Origin of the sequence: Micromonospora sp. NPDC049497 (genome assembly GCF_044465805.1) — a bacterium.
In the GTDB taxonomy this organism is placed as follows: domain Bacteria; phylum Actinomycetota; class Actinomycetes; order Mycobacteriales; family Micromonosporaceae; genus Micromonospora.
Genome location: NZ_JBITMC010000006.1, coordinates 211096 through 233402 on the forward strand (window position 1 = coordinate 211096; position 22307 = coordinate 233402).

The 22307-nt window shown below is 74.3% G+C and carries 22 protein-coding genes; 11 read left to right on the plus strand and 11 right to left on the minus strand.

The window, feature by feature from the left end:
• Nucleotides 1-16: 16 nt before the first annotated feature.
• The gene (locus ACIBR0_RS11955; RefSeq protein ID WP_396714719.1) at nt 17-1342 is read right to left on the minus strand and encodes a flavin monoamine oxidase family protein; all 1326 of its coding nucleotides are present in this window, start codon (nt 1340-1342) and stop codon (nt 17-19) included.
• Between the two features lie 119 nt (nt 1343-1461).
• On the opposite strand from ACIBR0_RS11955, the gene ACIBR0_RS11960 reads away from it, so the two are divergent.
• Both ACIBR0_RS11960 and ACIBR0_RS11965 read left to right on the plus strand, forming a co-directional pair.
• Entirely contained in the window at nt 1462-1818 is a 357-nt protein-coding gene (locus ACIBR0_RS11960; protein ID WP_396714721.1) for a YciI family protein, read from the plus strand.
• A 2-nt stretch (nt 1819-1820) separates the two neighbouring features.
• A complete protein-coding gene (locus tag ACIBR0_RS11965) occupies nt 1821-3050 on the plus strand; it encodes an RNA polymerase sigma factor (protein WP_396714722.1) in 1230 nt (409 codons plus the stop codon).
• 74 nt (nt 3051-3124) lie between these two features.
• Here ACIBR0_RS11965 and ACIBR0_RS11970 read toward each other — a convergent pair whose 3' ends face one another.
• Nucleotides 3125-3706 (minus strand): hypothetical protein, encoded by a 582-nt coding sequence (locus ACIBR0_RS11970; RefSeq protein WP_396714724.1) that lies wholly within the window; start codon nt 3704-3706, stop codon nt 3125-3127.
• Between the two features lie 551 nt (nt 3707-4257).
• Between ACIBR0_RS11970 and ACIBR0_RS11975 the strand changes: the two genes are divergently transcribed.
• Entirely contained in the window at nt 4258-5394 is a 1137-nt protein-coding gene (locus ACIBR0_RS11975) for a glutamate--cysteine ligase (RefSeq protein WP_396714726.1), read from the plus strand.
• Nucleotides 5395-5398: 4 nt separating this feature from the next.
• On the opposite strand, the gene ACIBR0_RS11980 is transcribed toward ACIBR0_RS11975, so the two are convergent.
• Together ACIBR0_RS11980 and ACIBR0_RS11985 are read right to left on the minus strand one after the other, a co-directional pair.
• Nucleotides 5399-7183, minus strand: coding sequence for an N-acetylglutaminylglutamine amidotransferase (locus ACIBR0_RS11980; protein ID WP_396714728.1), 1785 nt, complete (start codon nt 7181-7183; stop codon nt 5399-5401).
• Between the two features lie 186 nt (nt 7184-7369).
• Nucleotides 7370-8146: a TetR family transcriptional regulator gene (locus ACIBR0_RS11985; RefSeq protein WP_396714730.1), complete on the minus strand. Its 777-nt coding sequence runs from the start codon at nt 8144-8146 to the stop codon at nt 7370-7372.
• 75 nt (nt 8147-8221) lie between these two features.
• Between ACIBR0_RS11985 and ACIBR0_RS11990 the strand changes: the two genes are divergently transcribed.
• The 3 genes from ACIBR0_RS11990 to ACIBR0_RS12000 all read left to right on the plus strand — a co-directional run bounded on the left by ACIBR0_RS11990 (nt 8222) and on the right by ACIBR0_RS12000 (nt 11909).
• Nucleotides 8222-9139 (plus strand): ATP-binding cassette domain-containing protein, encoded by a 918-nt coding sequence (locus ACIBR0_RS11990; protein WP_396714732.1) that lies wholly within the window; start codon nt 8222-8224, stop codon nt 9137-9139.
• Nucleotides 9136-10761: an ABC transporter permease gene (locus tag ACIBR0_RS11995; RefSeq protein WP_396714734.1), complete on the plus strand. Its 1626-nt coding sequence runs from the start codon at nt 9136-9138 to the stop codon at nt 10759-10761. Before ACIBR0_RS11990 ends, ACIBR0_RS11995 begins: the two co-directional genes overlap by 4 nt.
• Before the next feature lie 242 nt (nt 10762-11003).
• Nucleotides 11004-11909 (plus strand): endonuclease domain-containing protein, encoded by a 906-nt coding sequence (locus tag ACIBR0_RS12000; RefSeq protein WP_396714736.1) that lies wholly within the window; start codon nt 11004-11006, stop codon nt 11907-11909.
• A 22-nt stretch (nt 11910-11931) separates the two neighbouring features.
• On the opposite strand, the gene ACIBR0_RS12005 is transcribed toward ACIBR0_RS12000, so the two are convergent.
• Nucleotides 11932-12816: a hypothetical protein gene (locus ACIBR0_RS12005; RefSeq protein WP_396714738.1), complete on the minus strand. Its 885-nt coding sequence runs from the start codon at nt 12814-12816 to the stop codon at nt 11932-11934.
• Between the two features lie 132 nt (nt 12817-12948).
• On the opposite strand from ACIBR0_RS12005, the gene ACIBR0_RS12010 reads away from it, so the two are divergent.
• Entirely contained in the window at nt 12949-13317 is a 369-nt protein-coding gene (locus ACIBR0_RS12010; protein WP_396714740.1) for a hypothetical protein, read from the plus strand.
• A 2-nt stretch (nt 13318-13319) separates the two neighbouring features.
• Here ACIBR0_RS12010 and ACIBR0_RS12015 read toward each other — a convergent pair whose 3' ends face one another.
• Both ACIBR0_RS12015 and ACIBR0_RS12020 read right to left on the minus strand, forming a co-directional pair.
• Nucleotides 13320-13655 (minus strand): hypothetical protein, encoded by a 336-nt coding sequence (locus ACIBR0_RS12015; protein WP_396714742.1) that lies wholly within the window; start codon nt 13653-13655, stop codon nt 13320-13322.
• 2 nt (nt 13656-13657) lie between these two features.
• Nucleotides 13658-13951, minus strand: a complete 294-nt coding sequence (locus ACIBR0_RS12020) for a DivIVA domain-containing protein (RefSeq protein WP_396714744.1) — start codon at nt 13949-13951, stop codon at nt 13658-13660.
• 316 nt (nt 13952-14267) lie between these two features.
• Here ACIBR0_RS12020 and ACIBR0_RS12025 point away from each other — a divergent pair, with 316 nt between their 5' ends.
• Nucleotides 14268-14507 carry a winged helix-turn-helix domain-containing protein gene (locus ACIBR0_RS12025; RefSeq protein ID WP_354972484.1) on the plus strand — a complete coding sequence of 80 codons (240 nt, stop codon included), beginning with the start codon at nt 14268-14270 and terminating at the stop codon, nt 14505-14507.
• Between the two features lie 63 nt (nt 14508-14570).
• On the plus strand, nt 14571-15503 hold the full coding sequence (locus ACIBR0_RS12030) for an HNH endonuclease (RefSeq protein ID WP_396714746.1): 933 nt from the start codon (nt 14571-14573) through the stop codon (nt 15501-15503).
• Between the two features lie 6 nt (nt 15504-15509).
• Here the strand turns inward: ACIBR0_RS12030 and ACIBR0_RS12035 are convergent, their stop codons facing one another.
• Together ACIBR0_RS12035 and ACIBR0_RS12040 are read right to left on the minus strand one after the other, a co-directional pair.
• Nucleotides 15510-16238, minus strand: a complete 729-nt coding sequence (locus tag ACIBR0_RS12035) for an HD domain-containing protein (protein WP_396714748.1) — start codon at nt 16236-16238, stop codon at nt 15510-15512.
• Nucleotides 16239-16320: 82 nt separating this feature from the next.
• Nucleotides 16321-18888 (minus strand): SpoIIE family protein phosphatase, encoded by a 2568-nt coding sequence (locus tag ACIBR0_RS12040; protein WP_396714750.1) that lies wholly within the window; start codon nt 18886-18888, stop codon nt 16321-16323.
• 196 nt (nt 18889-19084) lie between these two features.
• Between ACIBR0_RS12040 and ACIBR0_RS12045 the strand changes: the two genes are divergently transcribed.
• Nucleotides 19085-19516 carry an NUDIX domain-containing protein gene (locus tag ACIBR0_RS12045; protein ID WP_396714752.1) on the plus strand — a complete coding sequence of 144 codons (432 nt, stop codon included), beginning with the start codon at nt 19085-19087 and terminating at the stop codon, nt 19514-19516.
• A gap of 24 nt (nt 19517-19540) precedes the next feature.
• Here ACIBR0_RS12045 and ACIBR0_RS12050 read toward each other — a convergent pair whose 3' ends face one another.
• Nucleotides 19541-20704, minus strand: coding sequence for an FAD-dependent oxidoreductase (locus ACIBR0_RS12050; protein WP_396714754.1), 1164 nt, complete (start codon nt 20702-20704; stop codon nt 19541-19543).
• 65 nt (nt 20705-20769) lie between these two features.
• On the opposite strand from ACIBR0_RS12050, the gene ACIBR0_RS12055 reads away from it, so the two are divergent.
• The gene (locus ACIBR0_RS12055; RefSeq protein ID WP_396714756.1) at nt 20770-21399 is read left to right on the plus strand and encodes a TetR/AcrR family transcriptional regulator; all 630 of its coding nucleotides are present in this window, start codon (nt 20770-20772) and stop codon (nt 21397-21399) included.
• A 124-nt stretch (nt 21400-21523) separates the two neighbouring features.
• Here ACIBR0_RS12055 and ACIBR0_RS12060 read toward each other — a convergent pair whose 3' ends face one another.
• Nucleotides 21524-22222, minus strand: a complete 699-nt coding sequence (locus ACIBR0_RS12060) for an alpha/beta hydrolase (RefSeq protein WP_396714758.1) — start codon at nt 22220-22222, stop codon at nt 21524-21526.
• Nucleotides 22223-22307: the final 85 nt, after the last annotated feature.

Genomic DNA, 22307 nt, shown 5'->3' on the forward strand with positions numbered 1-22307 from the left:
ATCAGCACGGCCTTATTTAAGCCACCGATGATGCGAGGATCTCCGCCGCGGCCCGCTCGCCGGCCTCGATCGCCCCGTCGAGGTAGCCGGCCCACCGCGTGGCGGTCTCCGTGCCGGCCCAGTGCACCCGCCCGACCGGCCGGCGCAGCTCCGGCCCGTACGCGCGCCACGCGCCGACGGACACCGCACCGCAGAAGCAGCCGCGCGTCCACTCGTCGGCCGACCAGTCGTACTCGACGACCTCGTCGGGACGCCGCGCGTCCGGGCCGACGATCTCCACCAGCGCGTCGAGCAGGGTGCCGCGGCGGGCGTCGGGCGACATCCGCCGCAGGGCGTTCGCCTCGTCGCCGTAGCTGAACGCGGTCAGCACCCCGCGCGCCGAGTCCGGGGTGCCGTTGTCCACCGTCTCGGTGACCGGCCCCTCGGCGCAGGTCGAGACCCCCGAGCGGCCGTCGGCCCGCCAGAACGGCTCCGGGTAGACCGCGTGCACCTTCACCGCCGATCCCATCGGCATCCGCTGGGTCAGTCCGTCGCGCAGCGCGGGCAGCGGCGGGTCGTACCGGATGCGACCGGCCAGTGCCGGCGCGAGCGCGACCACGACAGCCTCGGCGGTCAGCGTCTCGCCGCTCGTGCGGACGGTCACCCCGTCGTGGTCCTGGCTGATCGCCTCGACCGGCGCGCCGAGCCGGACGGTGTCCGGGCCGAGCGCCGCCGCGAGGGCGTCGGCGAGCACTCCCGGACCGCCGACGACACGGTCCTGCTGCGCCCCGCCGGCCATCCCGAGCAGCATCCCGCTGCCGCCGCCGCTGCGCAGGTAGAACAGCATCTGCAGGAGGGAGATCTCCGCCGGGCCGGCGGCGAGCAGGCCACCGGCGAGCAGCCGCCCCAGGTACCGGGCGGCCACCGCGTCGGGGGCGGCCTCCCGCAGCCAGGCGGCGAGCGTCCGCCGGTCCCAGTCGGGCGCCTCGGCCGCCGTCCAGGGCGCGGCCGGGTCGACCCGTTGGGCGTACGCGTCGAGCAGCGCGAGCACCTCGTCGGTCGGTGCGGGAGGTTCGGTGTACCGGCGGCCGGCCCACAGCACCGTCGGCATGCCCTGCGCCGCCGTCGGGAAGGTGGCCAGCCCGTACCGGGCGACCAGCGCGGCGACCCGGTCCTGGGTCGGGCCGATCCACTGCGCGCCCAGGTCCACCTGCGTCCCGTCGGGCAGCCAGCGGGTCAGCGCCCGCCCACCGACCCGGTCCCGGGCCTCCAGCACGCGGACGCGGGCACCGGCCCGCTTCAGGGCCAGCGCCGCGGCCAGCCCGGAGAACCCGGCGCCGACCACCACCACGTCGGTACGCACCCGGCCGTCTACCCGGCCCGGGTGGAAAAAGTCCCGGCGCGGTGTCGATCCGGGCCGGCGCCGTTCGTGTGGAGGATGAGAGGCCGGCGTACGTGCCGGCCGCGACGCCAGGAGGAGCCATGCGGCAGTACCTGCTCAGCATCCACCACCCCGTCGGCGCGGGGCAGCCGGACCCGGAGTTCCTGGCCGGGGTGATGCGCGAGCTCGGCCAGATCCGGCGGGAACTGGAGGACTCCGGGTGCTGGGTCTTCGGTCAGGGCCTGCACGACCCATCCACGGCCACCGTCCTACGCCCGAAGGGCGACGAGGTGCTGGTCACCGACGGGCCGTTCGCCGAGGGCAAGGAGTACCTCGGCGGCATCACCATCCTCCGCGCCCCGGACCTCGACGCCGCCCTCGAATGGGGCCGGCGGTACGCGGTGGCCACCACCCTGCCCATCGAGGTACGCCCCTTCCAGGGTGGGGCCGAGGACTGACCGTGCCCGACGTGGAGGCGGTGTTCCGCGCGGAGTACGGCCGCGCGGTCGCCGTCCTGGTCCGCCTCCTCGGCGACATCGACCTCGCCGAGGAGGCCGTGCAGGAGGCGTTCGCGGTGGCGGTGGCCCGCTGGCCGGAGACCGGCGTGCCACCCGCCCCGGCCGGGTGGATCATCACCACCGCTCGGAACCGGGCCGTCGACCGGCTGCGCCGGGAGGCGTCCCGGGGGCGTCGGCACGCCGAGGCGTCCCTGCTGCACGCCCCCGACGAACCGGCCGAGGAGGGCCCCGTGCGCGACGACCGGCTTCGCCTGATCTTCACCTGCTGTCACCCGGCGCTGGGTCCCGCCGCCCGGGTTGCGCTCACCCTGCGCCTGCTCGGTGGCCTCGGTACCGCCGAGATCGCCCGCGCCTTCCTGGTGCCCGAGGCGACCATGGCGCAGCGGATCGTCCGGGCCAAGGCGAAGATCCGCGACGCCGGCATCCCGTACCGGGTGCCGCGCGACGCCGACCTGCCCGACCGGCTGCACGGCGTGCTCGCCGTCGTCTACCTGATCTTCACCGAGGGGCACACCGCGACCTCGGGGTCCCGGCTGGTCCGCGAGGACCTGTGCGCCGAGGCGGTCCGGCTGGGCCGGCTGCTCGTGGAGCTGATGCCGGACGAGCCGGAAGCCTCGGGTCTGCTCGCGTTGATGCTGCTCACCGAGTCCCGCCGTCCCGCGCGCACCACCGCCGACGGGCGGCTGGTGCCGCTCGGCGAGCAGGACCGCAGCCGCTGGGACGCCGGCCTCGTCGCCGAGGGGCAGGCCCTTGTGCGCCGCTGCCTGCGCCGCGACCGGCCCGGCCCGTACCAGATCCAGGCCGCCATCGCCGCCGTGCACAGCGCCGCACCGCGCGCCGCCGACACCGACTGGGGTCAGATCCTGACGCTGTACGACCAGCTCACCGCCGTCACTCCCGGGCCGGTGGTGGCGCTGCACCGGGCCGTGGCACTGGCCGAGGTCGCCGGTCCGGCGGCGGCGCTGGCCGTGGTGGACGGTCTGGCGCTGGACTCCTACCACGTGTTCCACGCCGTCCGTGCCGACCTGCTCCGGCGGCTGGGCCGCGTCGAGGAGGCCCTGTCGGCGTACCGGGCGGCCGCCGACCGCACCGACAACGCCGCCGAACGCGAGCACCTGGCCGCCCGCGCGAGCGCGATCCGCCAGGGCCTGCCTTTCGGGGACGCCCGCTAGACGCCGCTGGCCGGCACCCGTGTTCGGGTGCCGGCCAGCGGCTTGTTTCCCCCTTGGAGGAAGGTCTGTGGTGGTCAGCTGTTCCAGTGCTCGGTGACGAGGTCGGCGGCCTGCTGTTCCCACTGGGCGTAGTGGTCGGGGTAGGCCGAGACCTGGACGGTCTGGGCGGCCTTGGTCAGCGGCATGTCCTTCCAGCCGTCGACCTGCTTGAGGCCCTTCAGGAACGCCATCGTCGAGTACTCGGGGTCGGTGATCTGCTCGACGGTGCCCCAACCCGAGGACGGGCGCTGCTGGAACAGGCCCTGCGAGTCGTGGTCGTTGCGCTCACCCAGGTGACCCAGGTTCTCCAGCTTCGACTCCTGCAGCGCGGTCGCGATCGACACCACGGCGGCGCGCTCGTCCATGTCGGCCTTCTTCGTCGCGGCGATGATCGCCTTGACGTTGGTGGTCTGCTCGTCGGTGAGGTCGATGCGGGACTGCTTGCCCTGCACACCGTGCGGGATCAGCTTGCCGGTGTCGGTCTTGTCGGCCTGCACCACGGCGACCGGGGTCGACTCCACGGCCGGAGCGGCGTGAACAGCGGGGCCGGCGAAGATGCCACCGGCGAAGGCGATACCAGCGATACCGAGAACGCTCTTACGCATGATCGTGTTCATGGGGAAAGCTCCTTCGGGGGTCAGCACCCTGGGCCGAGGGGGATCGGCACACGGGTGCGAGGCACCATCCGGCGCTCAGAAGATGTCGGGGGATCGGCACACGCTCGTCGAGCAGGGGGTTGCTCGTCCGCGGTGCCAGGGGGATGTAACGACCGGCTACCCGCCGTCATTCCGGGGCCACGGATCCGCGCCTGGGGGCTGCGCGTCCTGCTCGATCGTCCGCCATGTGTAACGACCCCCGGGCGGCCACGATTCCGCCGCCGGGATGCCCCCGGTCACACCCCGAAACCGGACAGCCAACCCGATATCGGATGCCGCGACCAAGGGGGCCGGGCGGAGATCCACTCGACATCACTGAAACCGGGCCATCGACCCCACCCGGACACCGCGACTTCACAGCGCCCGAGTCGATCAAAGCGAACGGACACACCGCGTACGCCGGAAGAGCCGGCGGCGGACGGCGGCGGTTTGTGCGGGCGGACGGCCGGGAACCCGACTTGCCCGGCACTGCGGCGCCCGGCGCGCCGCCCGACGAACGGACGCGACACCCCATGACCGACCGTCCGACCGTGGCCCCCGCCGTGCCCGACCTGGACCTGCTCACGCTCGGGGTGGAGGAGGAGTACCTGCTGCTCGATCCGGACACCGGGGAGAGCATGGCCGTCGCCGACCGAATCCTCGACGCCCTGTCCGGGTCCGCCCGCGACCAGAGCCGGCAGGAGTTCCGGCACAGCATGGTCGAGATGGTCACCCCCGTGTCGTGCGACCTGGGCGAGGTGCGGGAGCACCTGGTGGGGCTGCGCCGGTCGGCGGCGGAGGCGGCGGAGGCGGCGGGGGCCCGGCTCGTCGCGGTGGGGGCGACGCCGGTGCACGAGCGGCACCGGAGTGTTCCGGACGAACCGCGCTACCACGCGATGTCGCGCCGGTTCGGGCCGGTCGCGCACGACCCGGCGGTGTGCGGGTGCCACGTGCACGTCGGTCTGCCGGACCGCGAACTGGCCGTGCAGGTGTCCAACCACCTGCGCCCGTGGCTGCCGGTGGTGCAGGCGATCACCGCGAACTCGCCGCTGCACGACGGGCGGGACACCGGCCACGCCAGCTGGCGCTCGATGCAGCTGGAGCGCTGGCCGAGCATCGGGCCGACCCCGCACTTCGAGTCCGTGGCGGACTACGACGACACGGTCTCCGACCTCATCGCCGCCGGCATCATGCTCGACGCCGCGATGGTCTACTGGTACGCCCGGCCGTCGGCCGCGTACCCGACGGTGGAGGTCCGGGTCGGCGACGTGTGCCCGACGGTGGACGACACCGTGCTGGTCGCCGGTCTGGTGCGGGCGCTGGTGGCGACGATGGCCGACCAGGTCCGGGACGGGATGACGGCTCCCCGGATCCGGGACTGTCTGGTGTCCGCCGCGCACTGGCGGGCCGCCCACGACGGGCTCGACGGTGACCTGATCGACCTGCGATCCGGTGGCGCGAAGCCGGCCTGGACCCTCGTCGACGAGCTGTTCACCACGGTCACGCCGGCCCTGGTGCGCCACGGCGACCTGGCGTACGTGCGGGCTCAGCTCGCCCGGATCCACGCCGAGGGCAACGGCGCGACGCGACAGCGCCGGATCATGGCCCGTACGGCCGGCGACGTCCGCGCGGTCCTCGACCACCTCGCCGCCCAGACCCGGGTGGTGTGACGCGTCAGCGGACGCCGTGCGACTGGAGCCAGAGTTCCAGCAGGCCGAGCTGCCACAGCTTGTTGCTGCCCGCGGCCGCCTGCGCCCGGTCGGGCGCGGCGAGCAGTTCCTCGACGTACGCCTCCCGGAACAGCCCGCGCTCCCGCGCGGCCGGCGCCCGCAGTGCCTCGATGACCAGGTCGCGGACCGGCCCGTCCACGTTGCGCAGCGCCGGCACCGGGAAGTAGCCCTTCGGCCGGTCGATGACCTCGGCGGGCAGCACCTCCCGGGCCACCTCCTTCAGCACGCCCTTGCCGCCCCGCGCGACCTTGTGCTCCGGTGGGCAGGCGGCGGCGAGCGCGACGAGGTCCTGGTCCAGGAACGGGGTGCGGACCTCCAGCCCCCACGCCATGCTCATGCTGTCCACCCGTTTGACCGGGTCGTCGGGGAGCATCAGGTGCGTGTCCAGGCGCAGCACCGCGTCCAGGGCGGTGTCCGCGCCGGGCGCGGCCAGGTCCGCGACGACCAGCTCGCGGCTGGCGTCGGCGTCGGCGGCGTACGCGGGACCGACGACCCGGCTCAGCTCGGCGTGGTCGCGGTCGAAGAACGCCGACGTGAACACCTGCGCCGCCTCGTCGCGGGGGATGCCGGCCAGCGGCTGGTGATAGCCGTACCCGGCGAACACCTCGTCCGCGCCCTGCCCGGACTGCGCCACCTTCACGTGCCGCGCGACCTGCTCGGAGAGCAGGTGGAAGGCGACTACGTCGTGGCTGCCCATCGGCTCGGTCATGGCGTGGACGGTCCGGCGGACGGCGGGCACCAGGTCGTCGTCGGCGAGCTGGATGCGCTGGTGGTCGGTGTCGTACGCGCGGGCGACGAGGTCGGAGTAGTGGAACTCGTCGCCGGTCTCTCCGCCCCGGCTGTCGAAGCCGATGCTGAACGTCCGCAGGTGCTCCTGCCCGGCCTCGGCGAGCAGCGCCACGATCATGCTGGAGTCGAGTCCGCCGGAGAGCAGCACGCCGACCGGCACGTCGGAGACCAGCCGCCGCCGTACGGCGGTGCGCAGCGCGTCGCCCACCGCGGCTCGCCAGTCGCCGGCGTCCCAGCCGGCGTGGGCGGGGTCGCGCACGTAATCGGGCCGCCAGTAGACGCGGTCGCGGCTGCGCCCGTCGGCCTCGACGACCCGGAGGGTGGCCGGCGGCAGCTTGCGGACGCCGCGCAGGATGGTGCGGGGCGCCGGCACGATCGAGTGCCACGACAGGTAGTGGTGCAGCGCCACCGGGTCGACGACGGTGTCCACGTCCCCGCCGCGCAGCAGCGCGGGAAGCGTCGAGGCGAACCGCAGCCGGGTCGGGGTCCCGGCGAGGTAGAGGGGTTTGATGCCGAGCCGGTCGCGGGCCAGCACGAGCCGCCGCCGGGCCCGGTCCACCAGGCCGATGGCGAACATGCCGACCAGGTGGTCGACGAAGTCCTCGCCCCACTGGGCGTACGCCACCAGGATCACCTCGGTGTCGCTGGTGGAGTGGAACACGTGCCCGGCGGCACGCAGCTCCTCGCGCAGCTCCGGGTAGTTGTAGACACAGCCGTTGAAGACCAGCGCCAGCCCGAGGTCCTCGCGCACCATCGGCTGCCCGCCCGCGTCGGAGAGGTCGATGATGGTCAGCCGGCGGTGCCCGAGGGTGACCCAGCCGTCGCTCCACAGCCCCTCGCCGTCCGGCCCCCGGGACCGCATCGCCTCGGTCATCCGGGTCACCGCGTCGGCGTCGGGGGTCGTACCGTCGAACCTCGCCTCACCGCTGATGCCGCACATCCTCAGCGGTCACCGGGCCTTGCGCAGCACGGCCTCACCGTCACCACTCCCGTCGCACGTCGGTCCTCGTCGCGGACCGTCCGCGTGGGGGTCCGGTCCCGTCAACCGGACGGGCCGCGCGGGTACCCGTGGTCGTCACGGGCAAACACGGGTCGTCGTCTCAGAACTGTCGCGATATCTGTCGCACTATTCGACGGCGTCGCGGTCCAGGTGCCGGTAGACCGTGGCCCGGGAGACGCCCAGGCGGGCGGCGATCTCGTCGACCGAGTGCGTGCCCGCCGCGTGCAGCCGCCGGGCGAGCCCGACCTGCTCCGGGCTCATCGCGCGGGGCCGCCCCGGGCGCCGCCGGGCCGTCGCCGGGGGGCCGGGCGTCGGCTCCGCGCCGGGCGCGCCCTCGCCGGCCGGTTCCGCCGCGGCGTCCGGCCCGGCCCACAGCCGGCGTACGCCGTCGAGCATGTGCGCCCGCAGCACCTCGTCGGGTACGTCGAGGAAGAACACGATCGGGTCGCTGCACATCGCGATCGCCTGGACGGCGCGGACCCGCTCGCGGAGCCCGGCGTCCGGGCCGGCGGCGATCTCGTTGGCGCGCATCGCCACCCACATCAACCGGTGGTACGTGTCGCCCCGGGTCACCAGCGCGAGGTCGTGGTACAGCATGCCCAGCGGCCGGCGGTGCGCGAGCATGGTGTCCACCCAGCCCTCGACCAGCGTCCGGCGGGCCCGTTCCGGTGGCAGCGTCTCGGCGGCGTCCAGCAGCTTCTCCAGGTCGGCGAGCAGCGGCTCGACCAGTGCGGTGAGCAGGTGCTCCTTGGTGGGGAAGTGGTAGAGGATCGCCGCCTTGGTCAGCCGCAGCCGCTCGCCGATCTGGCGCAGCGAGGTGCGCTGGTAGCCGTGCCCGGCGAAGAGGTCGAGGGCGGCGCGCAGGATGCGGCTGCGGGTGTCGTCGCCAGGTTCGCCGGTCATGGCGACCAGGGTAGAGCGTCCTGACCATCGGTCAGTACAGTGAGGGGTGTCGGCACCGCATCGGCAGGAGGCGTCATGCCCGTCATCTCGATCGAGCACCTGGTCAAGACCTTCGGCGCGGTGCGTGCCCTCGACGGGCTCGACCTGCGGGTCGAGGCGGGGGAGGTGCACGGCTTCCTCGGGCCCAACGGCGCCGGGAAGTCCACCACCATCCGGGTCCTGCTCGGCCTGCTGCGCCGCGACGCCGGTGAGGTGCGGGTGCTCGACGCCGACCCGTGGCGGGACGCGGTGGCCCTGCACCGCCGGCTCGCGTACGTGCCGGGCGACGTCAGCCTGTGGCCCAACCTCTCCGGCGGCGAGGCGATCGACCTGTTCGGGGCGCTGCGCGGCGGGCTGGACCGGCGCCGCCGCGACGAGTTGCTGGAACGCTTCGTGCTGGACCCGACCAAGAAGTGCCGCGCGTACTCCAAGGGCAACCGGCAGAAGGTGGCCATCGTCGCGGCCCTCGCCACCCCCGTCGAGCTGTACGTGCTGGACGAGCCCACCTCCGGCCTGGATCCGCTGATGGAGGCGGTCTTCCAGGACGAGGTCCGGCAGCTCGCCCACTCCGGGGCCACCGTGCTGCTCTCCAGCCACGTGCTCGCCGAGGTCGAGGCGCTCTGCGACCGGGTGAGCATCATCCGCGAGGGGCGCACCGTCGAGTCCGGCACGCTGACCGAGCTGCGCCACCTGGCCCGCACCACGGTGACCGTGCAGACCGCCCGACCGCTCACCGGCGTCGAGGCGCTGCCCGGCGTGCACGAGGTCCGGGCCGTCGACGGCCGCACCAGCCTGGAGGTGGAACCGGCCCACCTGGACACGCTGCTCGCCCACCTCGTCGGGTTCGGCGTGACCGCCCTGACCAGCGCCCCGCCCACCCTGGAGGAGCTGTTCCTGCGGCACTACGGCGACGCGTCCGCGAACGGGCAGCGGGCCGGGGCGGGTGCCCGGTGAGCGGCCTCGCCGGCACCGGCCGACTCGCCCGGCTCGCCCTGCGCCGCGACCGGATCCGTCTGGCGCTGTGGGTGCTCGGCACCCCCCTGCTCGGCCTCGCGCTCGCCGCCAGCGTCACCGGCATCTACCCCGACGACTCCAGTCGCCTCGGGTACGCCCGGACCTCCGCCAGCAGCGTGGTCGCCCGCGCCTTCAACGGCCCGATCGTCGGTCCGGACCTCGGCGCGGTGGTGATCGCCGAGACGTACGTGACCCTCGCCCTGCTCGTCGCGCTGCTGAGCACGTTCGCCGTGGTCCGGCACACCCGGCAGAACGAGGAGACCGGGCGTGCCGAGCTGCTCGGTGCCGCCGTCGTCGGCCGGTACGCGCTGCTCGCCGCCGCCCTTCTGGTCGTCGTCGGCGCCAACGTGGTGACCGCCGTGCTGCTCGCCCTGGGCTTCGTCGCCTCCGGCCTGCCGGTCGCCGGGTCGGTCGCCGCCGCGCTGGCGATCGGCGGCGTCGGGGTGGCGTTCACCGCCGTCGCCGCCGTCACCGCGCAGCTCTCGGTCACCTCCCGGGGCGCCAACGCCCTGGCCGCCGCAGGAGTCGGCGTCGCCTTCGTGCTGCGCGCCGCCGGGGACGTGCTCGGGCGGCAGACCGACGGCGGACTGCGGGTGGAGAGCGCCTGGCCTTCCTGGCTCTCCCCGATCGGCTGGGGCAACCAGGTGCGGGCCTTCGGCGGGGAACGCTGGTGGGTCCTCGCGTTGCCGGTGGCGCTGCTGGCCGCCGGAGTCGCGCTCGCCGTCCTCCTCGCCGGGCGGCGCGACCTCGGCGCCGGCCTGTTCGCGGCCCGCCGTGGCCCGGCGCGGGCGGCACCCGGGCTGCTCGGCCCGGCCGGCCTGGTGTGGCGGCTGCACCGGGGGGCGCTGCTCGGCTGGGCGGTCGCGGTGGCGGTGCTCGGCTTCTCGATGGGCGTCGCCGCCGACGAGGTCAACGACATGGTCGGCGAGAACCCGGCGGCCGCCGAGGCGATCGCTCAACTCGGCGGCGGAGCGAACCTGGTCGACGCCTTCGTCGCCGCGATGCTCGGGCTGTTCGCGCTGACCATCGGCGCGTACGTCGTGCAGGCGCTGCTCCGGACGCGCGGTGACGAGACCGACGGGCTGCTGGAGGCGATCCTCGCCACCGCGGTCGACCGGGTGGGGTGGCTGATCACGCAGGTCCTCGGCGCGATCCTCGGCGCGGCCGCCCTGCTGCTGCTCGCCGGTGCCGCCACCGGCCTCGGCTACGGGGTGGTGGCCGGCGACCCGCTGGGCCGGACCGTCTCGCTGGGCGGTGCCGCCCTGCTGCGGCTGCCCGCGCTGCTGGTGGTCGCCGGGGTGGTGACCCTGCTGGTCGGGCTGGCGCCGCGCTGGTCGGTGGCGCTGTCCTGGTCGGCGCTGATCGGGTTCCTGCTCCTCGGGCAGCTCGGCGCGGTACTGGACCTGCCGCAGGTCGCGCTGGACCTCTCGCCGTACACGCACGTGCCGTCGGTGCCCGCGGTCGACGTGGCGGTGCTGCCCCTGGTCGCGCTGACCGGGGTGGCGGCGCTCCTGCTGGCCGCCGGCCTCGCCGGCTTCCGCCACCGCGACGTCCCCAGCTGACGCTGGGCATGGTGCTCCTTGATTGGTGACGCTGTGGCGACTCGACACGCCGAGAGTTTTACTGCTGAGCCGTCACCGATGGGTGTGCCCTAGCAGACCGACGCCGGTTATGGGAGGTGTCCACAGGGGCGCTTCCTGTCCACAGGCGTCGACGTGGTGGTGGCGGGACGACGGGAGCGGCCGGGACCCTGCGAGGCGTGAACCCGGTGCTGCGTGACCTCGTCGATCGGCAGGGGGGACTGGTGACGCGGAGGACGGCCTGCCAGGTCCTACCGGAGTGGACACTCGAACAGGCCTGCTCGAGCGGCAGTCTGCTCCGGGTGCTGCCCGAGGTGTTCGTGGATCCGCGTCTGCTGGAGGCCCCACCACCCAGCACCGATCGCGTACCACTGATCGGCCGTCTGGCTCCGGACGCGGCGCACCGCGCGGCGCTCGCCTGGGCGGACGGGCGTGCCGTCCTCAGCCATGTGAGCGCGCTCCAGGTGTGGGGGCTGCTCGGCCGCTCCGCCGGTGCTCCGCTGCACCTGAGCGCCCCCGCGGCGGCCGGCATCCGCAGCCAACCGGGCGTCCTGGTACACCGGTACCACAATCTCCTGCTCGAACCGCCGTGCGTGGTGGAGCGACGTGGTCTGCCCGTGACGCGGCTGGAGCGGACGCTTGTCGACTCGTGGCCGCAGCTGGCGTCCGCCGACCGACGCGCACCGGTGATCCGGGCCGTCAACGATCGGCTGACCACCCCCGAGCGCCTGGCCGGCGCACTGGCCGTCGCGCCGAGGCTGACCGGTCGCGCCGAGCTGCGGACGCTGCTGACGCGGCTCGCCGAGGGGTGCCGCAGCCCGTTGGAGATCTGGGGCCACGAGCGTGTCTTCACCGGCCCGGGGATGCCGGCGTTCCGCCGTCAGGCGCGGGTCCGGGTCGGTCGACGCACCATGTACCTGGACCTGTTCGCCGAGCGGGAACGGGTCGACATCGAACTCGACGGCGCGACGACCCACGGCGACCCGCGTCAGCGCGAGATCGACCTGCGCCGCGACGCCCTGCTCGCCACCGCCGGGATCCTCACGGTCCGCTTCGCCCACCGCCGCCTGGTGCACGAGCCGGACGAGGTACGTCGGGAGACCCGGGCCATCCTCGCCAGCCGACGGTGATCCGGGTAGGCGCCGCGTCGGCTCAGTCGGGCTGCGAGTCCTGCTCGGTCGGCGTCGCCGAGGTGTCCGACGGGCGGGGCGACGGCTGCCGCGGCAGCACGTCGGCGTCGGTGAGCGGCTCGAACAGGTCCTGGTGACTGCGACGTTGACGCAGAAGTTCAGCGGTCCACCCAGCAGCGGACCGCTCCTCGGCCCGCAGGTGCTCCCGTACGCGCTGGTGCTCCTCGTCGACGGTCGCCGACCCCGCGCCGCCGGGCGACTCGGCGACCTCGTCCAGGATCGACGCCCACCGTCGCGTGAGCTGCTCGGCGTACCGGGCCCGGCGCAGGTACTCCTCGTACTGGCACTCCAGCCGGACCCGCCGTTCCCAGTACGGCTGGAGAGTTCGGCGGACCCGCTCGTCGAGCCGTACCCAGGCGTCGGGCCGGCACGTCACGAGCACGTCGCCCCGCTCGTACCGCCACGGATCCTGGGTGCGCAGGAGGCGCTGCACCTCCACCTCCAACTCGCCGGCCCGGTGCGGCGGGGTTGCGCGGGACCGCTGCGCCACGAAGTGGGTCAGACGCTCCACCGCCTGGGGCGTGAAGTACCGGGCGTACCAGGCCAGGAGGTCCGGGCGCAGGCCCCGGGCGGACCAGGTGAAGGCGGCGTGCACGGTGAAGGTGAACACGTGGCCCTGCGCGGGCACGATGATCGGCTCGCTCACCTCGCGCCGTTCGGTCAACTCCTCGGGCGGGGGAGGGGACGGATGGGCGGCCTGCACCTTCCGGGCCGTGGCCTCCAGATGGCGCCGGAGGAACCGCAGCGCCGTCGCCGCGCCGGCGCGTGCCGTCCGCGCGGCTGCCCGATTACGGTCGATCCAGAGTTGGTGACGCTTCGGCGGTGGAGGCTTCGCGGCGTCGGTCATGTCCCCCTCCTCGTCGCGGACCACCACCGCCTCGCGGCGGGAAGGCGGGCGGCTTCGACTCGGCCCGGTCGTCAGGCGGTCGGCTCGTGAGGGGGAACGGCCGACTGTGCACGGCGGTGGTACGTCGTCGACGTGCCACCGGTGGTGCGCGCTCACGCTAACAAGGCGGGGGCGCCGACACCGGCAGCCGCGCGGGGCGCGTACCGCGACCGGTTATCGCCCAGCTCCGATGTGCGAGACCGTCAGCGGGGAACAGGGGGCGTCCGGGCCGCCAAGAGCCGCAGCCGTGTCGCGCCGGGGATCAGCGCCGCGTACCACGGCCTCCTGTACGGCACCACCGGCTCGGTCGGCGACCCCGCGGATGCGGTCATCCTCGACGCCCGCACCGGCCAGGACGCCGTGACGGAGCTGGCCATCGATGCAGACGCGGTGACCGCCGGCTTTGCGATCGGTGGTAATGGCTCCGGCAGCGGAGCGCAGATCCATCCGGCCACCGGTTGAACTCAGCCCCTCGCCACCGTCCGGCGGACGTGACTCCTGCCGGGCAGAAGAGCCGCATCACCGAGGACCGGTCGGCTGCCAACGCTTGATCCCAAGCCCTGATGAGTGGTCGCGCCGACCGCGGACGCGAAACCGAGTCCGGCTAACTGGACGTAGACCTCGCGCTTGGCGGTGGCCCGGCCGGCCCGGTTGATGACGTAGCCGGTCAGCCAGACCCAGCCGGCGTACGTCGGCCGGTCGCACACCGACACCACCCGGAACGTCAGCGCCCGGTCCCCGGCGAACTGCACCGAGGCCCGACCGTCGATGGTCAGCAGGTCGCCGGGGGAGGGGCGCACGGCTACCAGTGGCCCTCGTTGGTGTGGTACTCCTGCGACGGCCGGCACTCGCGGGCGTGCAGGGTCTGCCAGTCGCGCAGCGCCCGCTTGATCCGGTCGTTCTCCTGGCTGAGCGTCCGTACCTGCTGGTGGAGGTCGGTCAGCTCGTCGGCCACCCGGGCCTGGAACTCGCGTACCTGATCGGGGTCGACGCCGCGCCGACGCGGGTCGAACGCGCGGGTCCGCACCTCGTGCGGGGTCAGCCGGGCCGGGCGACCGGTCCCGTAGAGCTGGCCACCTCGATACACCTGGGCCACGTCGGTCCTTTCTGAGGGCAGGCGGGAGCGCGGGAGGTCCGTGCGGTGGGTCTGGAAGGGCGGGCCGTCCGCATGCCGGCCGCGGGCGACCCGCCCGCTCCGCCGCCGCAGCTCAGATCAGCGGTACGACAGCGGAGCAGTCCGATGGGTCGGGACGGGCACGCGCACCCGCCCCGACCAGGGGGATGAGCCGAACTCGTTGCCACGCGAGGAGCGGCTCGCGATCAAACATATATGCCTAAGTTGCGCGCCGCAACGCTTGGTTGTCCCGCCAGTGCGTGTCGTGATCAAATTGGCGTGCCACGCGAGGAGTGCCATGCCACAGACACCGGACTACATCCGGATCTCGGACGAGATCATCGGGGACCTGCGCAGCGGGAAGGTCAAGCCGGGGGACAAGTTGCCCTCGATCGCTGACATGTCTGACCGCTTCGAGGTCAGCTCATCGACCATTCAGATGGTCTACGTCCGACTGGAAGCGCTGCGCGTGATCCGACGGCATCAGGGCAAGGGCATCTTCGTCACCGACCCGAAGACCTGGATGCGGGAGCCCTGACCTGTCCCGCTAATGCCCGACCGGCCGGTGTCGGTGGGTCGACCCAAGGGCAAGATCGTTGGGATGAAGGCGTTCGTCGGCGTGACGGATCAGACGTGGTACCGCTTCCTGGCCGCACGCCCGGAGTTGAACGAGGTCAACTTCTGGAGACCCTCCGGTGGGGGATTTCGTGCACTCACGGTCGGCGAGCCGTTCTTCTTCAAGGCCCACCACCCCCTGAACCGTATCGTCGGCGGCGGCTTCTTCAGCGGCTTCACGCAGCTCCGGATCTCCGAGGCGTGGGAGCTGTTCGGAGAGGCCAACGGAGCCGCCAGCATCGAGGAGATGCGTCGTAGCGTCAGCCGTTACCGGAGGCAGCCGATCGGGCCCGAGGAGGATCCGGTCATCGGATGCATCTTCGTGCGGGACACCTGCTTCTTCCCGGCTGAGTCCACCGTCGGCCCGCCGCCTGCCTTCGCGCCCAACGTGGTGCAGGGCAAGACGTACGATCTCGCCGATCAGCAGACGCGTGAGTACTTTCAGCTGTTGATCCACCGTCTGATCGGCACGACGGCCGAGCTGGATCTGAGTGAGCCCTGGCACCGCCCGGGCCCTGTCTACGGAGATTCCCGGCTGGTACCGCAGCGTCTGGGGCAGCAGTCGTTCAAGGCCGTGGTGCTCGGAGCGTACGCCCGACGCTGCGCCATCACGGGGAACAAGGTGCAGCCGGTACTCCAGGCGGCGCACATTCGGCCGCTGCCGAAGGGCGGCGAGCACCGTCTGGACAACGGCCTCCTCCTGAAGTCGGATGTGCACATTCTCTTCGATCGAGGCTATCTGGGCGTCGATCCGAAGTACCGCCTGCTCGTCAGCCCTCGGCTTCGCAGCGAGTTCGGCAACGGCGACCAGTTCTACGCGAAGGCGGGTACGCAGATCGCGCTACCGGAGCGGCGGACGGATCGCCCGAACGCCGAGTTTCTCGAATGGCATCTCGACAGCGTGTTCAAGGCTGCCTGAGTCGACTCAGTTCGGGTGGGGCGGCTGGTCGAGGATGGCGCTGAAGCGCTCCTCGGCGAGGTCGAGCTGGTCGAGGATGTGCCGCTTCACCGGCGCCGACAGCGGTGTGTCCGGCCGGGTGACGAGGTCACGGAAGACCGGCACGAGGGGGCGATACTTGCGGGCCGACGACACCACCTTCGGCCCAACGGTGTGGATGACGCCCACCCCGTTGTCGGTGAAGTCGGAGACCTTGATGACCCGCGCCCAGGGCTCCCGGTCGAGGCTGGCCGCCACGTGCTCCCGGTACTGGGTGTGCTTGTCCCGACCCGGGTCGTACGCCGGGTTGGTGACCGCGCCGACCAGCCGGGCGACCCGCGGGCCGAACCGGTCGGCGAGGGCGGCCAGCGCGGCGGCCGTACGGTCCGCGCCGGGCCGGTCGGCGGCCAGCTCGTCGGGGTGGTCCTCGACGGCGTCGTGCAGCAGGCCGGCGACGATCACGTCGACCTCGCGTACCCGGTAGTGGTGCATCATCCGGATCGACACCCGCAGCAGGTGGTTGAGGTACGGCTCACGGACCCGCCGGTCGTCGCGGTGCAGGTCGGCGGCGAGGTCGAGGGCCTCGGTGAGGCGGGCCCGCGCCGGCTCGTCGAAGGCGCGGACCTCCAGCCGGAACCGGGCCAGGAGGCCCGGCTCACCGTGGATCTCGGTGATCGCGTGCATCGGCATGGTGGCGAGGTGCGCGGGGAACTCCATGGCCCACTTATAGCCGATCTTCACCATCCCACGGCCGCTGCGGTCCGCCTTCCGACGCACGCCGGGGGTCGCGAGGAGCGGCTCAGCCGGTGCCGGTGACGCGCTTGACCAGGCGTACGGTGGTGCCGTCGGCGGTGCCGTCCACGGTGGTCTCGTCCATCAGCCGCGCCATGATCAACCGGCCGCGTCCCCGGACGGTGTCGGCCGGGTCGACCGTCTCGCGCCAGCCGCCGGTGTCGCTCACCAGCACCTCCAGCCGGTCGGCCCGCAGGCGGCCCCGAACGGTGACGGTGGCGCCCGACGCGAACCGGCAGCCGTGCTCGATCGCGTTCGCGCACGCCTCACCGGCCGCGATCAGCACCGCGTCGATGTCGGAGTCGGCGATGCCGAGGCCGGCCAGCCACCGGCGCAGCGCCTCCCGCGTGGGCGCGAGCTGCGCCGGGTCGGCGGTCAGCGCGGCGGCGAAGACCGCCGGCTCGCGGTGCCGGTAGATCAGCACCGCCACGTCGTCGTCGCGGCCGTCGGGGAGCAGGTCCCGGACCATCCGGTCGGCCAGTACGCCTTCCGGCAGCTCGCGGCCCTCGGTGAGCACGCCGACCGCCCGGGCGATGCCGGCGTCGATCAGCTCCCGCCGCCGCTCCACCAGACCGTCGGTGTAGAGGAGCAGCGTCGAGCCCGGGTGCAGGTGGGCGCCGGCCTCGGGTCGCCCGCGTACCGCCACGCTGGCCAGCGGCACCGACCCGGCACCGTGGAGGAGGTCCGTCGAGCCGTCCGGATGGGCGAGGATGGCCGGCGGGTGCCCGGCCGACGAGTACCGCACCACGCCCAGCGCCCGGTCGATGATCGCGCAGAACACGGTGGTGCAGGAACCGCCGGGGACCAGCCGGGCGAAGTCGTCGAGCGCGGACAGCACCTCCGCCGGGCTCTTCGCCTGCAGCAGCAACGCTCGGCACGCGCTGCGCAGCTGACCCATGACGGTCGCCGCGGGCAGGCCCCGCCCGACCACGTCGCCCACCACCAGGCCGACCAGGTCGCCCGAGAGCGGCACCACGTCGTACCAGTCGCCGCCCACCTCCAGCGGGCGGACCGCCGGCTGGTAGCGCACGGCGAACCCGGCCGGCAGGTCCACCGGCCCCAGCATGGCCCGCTGCATGGCCAGCGCCACCGCGCGTTGGGTCTCGAAGGCGCGGGCCCGGACCAGCGCCTGCGCCAGCGCCCCGCAGAGCTGCCGCACCAGCGGGCGGTCGATGGCCGACGGCGGGCGTGGCGGCGACAGCTCCAGCCAGAAACCACCCGGGGAGTCACCCGGTTCGAGGCGCGCCCCGAGACCGGTCACGCCTCCCGCGTCGTCGTGGGTCAGCTCCGGCTCGCCGTCGGTGCCGAGCCGGTCCAGGCGTTGCCGCAGCGGCCCGGTGAGTGGCAGGCCGGCGTCGACCACCAGCGGGGTGCCGGCGGTGTCGGCGCAGACCGCCACGCCACGGGCCCCGCCGAGCAGGCGGCGCAACTCGTCGAGCCCCGCGTCCAGCACCTCGACCAGGTCGGTGGCGCCGGCCAGCCGGGCGGTGAGGGTCGCCAGCGCCGTCTGCCGACCCGCCGCGTCGGCGAGCGCCCGGGCCCGCCGGCGCTGCGCCTCGTAGGCGAGGACGTCGGTCAGCGCGGTCGACACCCGGCTGGCGACCAGGTCCAGGAAGTGCCGGTACGGATCGTCGAACGCCAGGTGGGGGCTGACCCCGGCGACGAGCACGCCGACCGGCCGGGAGTGACCGGTGGCCACCAGGGGCAGCGCGACCGCCTGCCCGACCGGGGCCGGCCCGCCCGGTGCCCCGATGTCGGGGGCCGTGCCGAGGGGACCGGCGACCCGTCCCGGCCTGCCGGTGCGCAGCACCTCGCGGACGACCGGGAGGTCCCCGGCGTACGGGGTGGCGGGAAGCGGGCCGAACGACGCGACCGGGCGCGGCTCGGTCTCGAATGCCGGCGCGCCGGAGTCGGTGTCGACCAGCCAGATCCGGCCGACCGGCAGGTCCGCGGGGCCGCCGCCCAGTACCCGGGCGACGGCGCGGGCGGCGTCCGTGGTGGTGTCGGCCTCGGCGATGGACAACTCACCCAGCTCCCGCAACAGCGCCAGCCGACGGTCGCCCACCACCCGGCCGGTGGTGTCGCTGGTGGCGACGAAGACGCCGAGCACCTGCCCGTCGGCGCCGTGGACGGGGCTGTAGGAGAAGGTCCAGAAGGTCTCCTCCTGGTAGCCCCGCCGGTCGGTGAACAGCCTGGTGTTCTCCCCGTGCGCGGCGCCCCGGCCGGCGAGCACGCCGTCGGCCAGCGGGCCCATCGCGTCCCACACGTCGGGCCAGCACTCCGCGGCGGGCTGTCCGATCCCGGCCGGGTACTTGTCGCCGAGGATCGGCGTGTACGCGTCGTTGAACAGCTGCACCAGCTCCGGCCCCCACCACAGCAGCATCGGGATGGTGGAGGGGAGCACGGTGCGCACCGCGGCGTACAGCTCGGCCGGCCAGGACTCCACCGGCCCGAGGCTGGTGGCGGCCCAGTCGCGGGCCCGGTGGGCGGCGCTGGTGGGGTCGTCGCCGCCGAACAGCTCCTCGACGGTCGGTGGGCGGCCCCTCGCCCCGTTGCCGGCCCGCCCGCCCCCCATGTCCCGTGCCCCTTGTCCCCGTCCGGCCCCGGTCCCGGGCCGTCTGTGCGGTCATTGTCTCCCGAGCGGAGGCGGTTCAATCCCGCTCGACGGGTTATCTGGGGCACGCTCCCCGGCAGGGGGGCGACGTGGCCCACGGCGGCGACCGGCCTGGCGTGGGACGGCCGAACGGGCAGTGCGCCACTATGCTCCGGCCATGGTCCCGGTCTCCTGTGTGCTGCTGGTTGACGCGGACGGGCGGCTGCTGATGCAGCTGCGGGACGGTAACGCGGCCTACCATCCGCACGTGTGGGGGCTGCCCGGCGGGCACGGCGAGCCGGGGGAGACCCCGGAGGAGACGGCCGTGCGGGAGCTGTGGGAGGAGACCGGGCTGCGGCCGGTCGGCGCGCTGGCCCCCTTCGCGGTGCAGGAGGTGCCCGAGGTGTGGCGGGTCAAGCACTACTTCTGCGGCCCGACCCGCGCCCGGCAGGAGGACGTGGTGCTCGGCGAGGGCGCCGCGATCGTCTTCCTCACGCCGGAGGAGGTCCTCGACGGCCGGCCGTACACGCCGGGCACCGCCGAGGTGCTGGCCCGCTTCCTCGACTCACCCGTGCACGCCGGGCTGGCCGTCCGGGCCGCCGCCGGCTGACGACCGGCCGTCGGCCGGCGGCGGTCAGGCCGACGCGGGGGGCTTCCAGTCGGCGTGCCGGGCCATCCCGCGCAGCGCCGCCCGGGCCGGCGTCATCCGCAGGGCCGCGTTCCGCAGGGCCACCGCCGCCGGGTGGCGCAGCTGCTGGCCGAAGCGCCCCGCCTGCCAGGACGCGCGGGCGACGGCCTGGCTGCGGGGTCGCCGCCTGAGGTCGTACGCGGCCAGGGCGGCCGGCACCTCCGCGGACCGTACGCCCGTACAGGCCGCGCCCAGCTCCACGGCGTCCTCGATGGCCTGGCAGGCTCCCTGGCCCAGGTTGGGCGTCATGGCGTGCGCGGCGTCGCCGAGCAGCGCCACCCGACCCCGCACGTACGAGGGCAGCGGCGTGGCCAGGTGGTACAGGTCGGTGCGCAGCACCGTCTCCGGCGGGGTGGCCGCGAGCAGCGCCGGGATCGGGTCGTGCCAGCCGCCGAAGCGCTCCCGCACCACGGCCAGCTCGTCCGGCGCGTGCCCGCCGGGCGGGGCGGTCACCGCCGCGAACCAGTAGAGCCGACCGTCGCCGATCGGCACCATCCCGAACTCCGTGCCCGGTCCCCAGCTCACCGCCACCGGAACGGGCCGGTCGACCGCGACCGCGGCCCGCCAGGCGGTGGTGCCCGAATACACCGGTGGGGGAACGTCCGGCCAGAGGCGGGTACGCAGAACGCTGCGCAGCCCGTCGGCCCCCACCACCAGGTCGGCGTGGACGCTGGTCGGCTCACCCCGCCAGTCGTAGCGGACCTCGCCGGTGTCCGGGTCGACGTCGGACACGGTCGCTCCGGTCCGCAGGACGTCGGGTGGCAGGGCGTCGCGGAGGAGGTGCTGCAGGGTCGCCCGGTGGATGCCGAGGGCGCTGGTGCCCAGCAGCCGGGTCATCTCCGCGCCGTCCACCCGCGACAGCCAGCGCCCGCGTGCCGTGCGCAGGCCGCCGGCGGCGTCCGCGGCGCCCCGTGCGCGTACCGCCGCGCCGAGGCCCAGCGCGTCGAGCCCGCGTACCGCATTGGCCATCAGGGTGAGCCCCGAGCCCACCTCGCGCAGCTCGGGGGCGCGCTCCAGGACCGTCACCTGCCACCCCCGCCGGTGCAGCGCCAGCGCGGCCGCCAGGCCACCGATCCCGCCACCCACGATGACCGCGTGCGGTTCGCCCATGTCGGCCCCCTTCTACACCTGTAGAATCCCATCGTACGCCTGGGAGGCGGACCGGAGGAGGGTGCGTGGCGGGTCGGGAGGAGCGGGTGGCGCTGCTGGCCGACGCGGCGGTCGACCTGCTGGCCGAGGGCGGGATGCGGGCGCTGACCCACCGCGCGGTCGACGCCCGGGCCGGCGTGCCGACCGGCACCACCTCGGCCTACCTGCGTACCCGGGCGGCGCTGATCGAGGCGGTGGTCCAGCGGCTGGCCGACCTCGACCGCGCCGACCTGGCGGTGCGGGACCTGCCCACCGGGGCGCCGCCACCGGAGCCCGGCCCGCCGCTGGACGCCGGGGACCTCGACCGCCTCGCCGCCGGCGTCGGTGACCTGCTGGACCGCTGGCTGACCACCGGGCGCACCCGCTCCCTGGCCCGGTACGCGTGCCTGCTCGAAGCGGTCCACCGCCCCGAGCTGCGGCCCGTCCTCGAACACGGCACGGGCCTGCGCGTCCAGGCGCGCGATCTGCTCGCCCGTGCGGGAGCTGCCGACCCCCGCCGGCAGGGCGACCAGTTCGTCGCCTTCGTCGACGGGCTGCTCTTCGACCGGCTCGTCGGCGCCGGCACCCTCTCCGCGCCCCCGTCGGGGACGCCGGAGAGCCGGGCCGACCTGACCGCCGCCGTCCGCGCCCTCCTGCGTGCCTTCACGGGCCGCTGACGCCCCGCCCCGGCGGGCGGGGCCGCGCTTAGCGTTACCGTCGCCGGGTAGCCCACCGGGCGGGGGCGGATCGAGGAGGCGGCGATGATCCGGTGGAGCGCGTTCCGGGCGGCCGCGGGGACGGTCAGCCGGTCAGCCAGGCCGCGGCGTGGTGCCGGACCTCGGCCGGCACCTCGTGGCCGCCCGGGAACTCCTGGTACGTCACGTCGTAGTCGAGCGCGCGCAGCCGGGGCACCAGCCGACGGCTGCACACGTCCACCGGCAGCACCGGGTCGTCCGTGCCGTGCGCGACGTACACCCGGGGCTTGCCGTGCGTGACCAGGGGCGCGGCGAAGCCGGGCGAGAAGGCCACGACCGCGTCGACCAGGTCGCCGTTGGTCAGGCCCAGCGAGAGGGCGTACGACGCGCCGTCGGAGAACCCGCCGAACACGACCCGGTCGATCCGATGGCCGGAGAACACACCGGCGAGCAGCCCGTCGATCCGGCGTACGTCCACCCCGAAGCCCTCGACGATCAGGTCCCAACTGCCCGCGGCGGCCTGCGGGGCGACCAGCAGCAGGCGGTGCGCGTCGGCCACCGGCAGCAGCAGGTCCAGACCCTGCCGGGCCGAGCCGCCGGCCCCGTGCAGCAGCAGCACGAGGCGGTACGGCGAGCCGTCGGCGGGCTCCGGCGCGTACGTCATCGCCAGTGGGCCGCCCTCGGCGGCGGTCAGCGACTGGATCCCGGTGCCGGCCCGCCCGGTCGGCGGTGCCGGCCGGGCGGTGAGCCGGCCGTGCCGGGGGTTCTCCTCCGGTGCGCGGTGGGGCGGGGCGGGTTCGGTCACGGGCGGTCCTCGGGTCGGCGCTGCGGACGGCCGGCGGTTACCCGCCCCGGGGACACCCAACCCCGTCCCGGCGGGCGGGCCTGGC